The 717-nt window shown below is 48.1% G+C and carries 1 pseudogene; it reads right to left on the bottom strand.

From position 1 onward, the window contains the following. Window positions 1-717, bottom strand: a pseudogene (locus tag QUA42_RS24085) (WD40 repeat domain-containing protein); the annotation flags it as partial.

The following is a 717-nucleotide window of genomic DNA, read 5'->3' as shown; positions in this document are numbered from 1 at the left end:
GAGGGTATCACTCGGTTTTTGGGTTTGCAGGTTCCACAGTTTTATGGTCATGTCATTACTTGCAGAAGCCAATGTCTTGCCATCAGGACTAAAGGCGAGGCTCTTAACCGAATCACTATGCCCTCTAAGGGTGGCGATCGGTTTTTGGGTTTGCAGGTTCCACAGTTTGATGGTCTTGTCATTACTTGCAGAAGCCAATGTCTTGCCATCAGGACTAAAGGCGAGGCTCTTGACCGAATCACTATGCCCTCTAAGGGTGGCGATCGGTTTTTGGGTTTGCAGGTTCCACAGTTTGATGGTCTTGTCCGCGCTAGCAGAAGCCAAAGTCAAGCCATCGGGACTAAATGCAATGCTATGCACCCAAGTGTTATGCCCTCTGAGGGTAGATATCTCTTTTTGAGTTTGCAAGTTCCACAGTTTGATGGTATTGTCAGTGCTCGCAGAAGCCAATGTCTTGCCATCTGGACTGATGGCGACGCTTATGACCCAATTGCTATGCCCTCTGAGGGTAGCGATCTCTTTTTGAGTTTGCAAGTTCCACAGTTTGATGGTATTGTCAGTGCTGGCAGAAGCTAATGTCTTGCCATCAGGACTGATGGCGACGCTATAGACCGAATCGCTATGCCCTTTGAGGATGGCGATCTCTTTTTGAGTTTGCAAGTTCCACAGTTTGATGGTATTGTCAGTGCTCGCAGAAGCCAATGTCTTGCCATCTGG

This window comes from Microcoleus sp. Pol11C2 (genome assembly GCF_036701505.1).
Taxonomy (GTDB): Bacteria; Cyanobacteriota; Cyanobacteriia; order Cyanobacteriales; family Microcoleaceae; genus Microcoleus.
The sequence above is the reverse complement of the archived record's forward strand: the minus strand, read 5'-3'. Positions and strand labels throughout refer to the sequence as shown.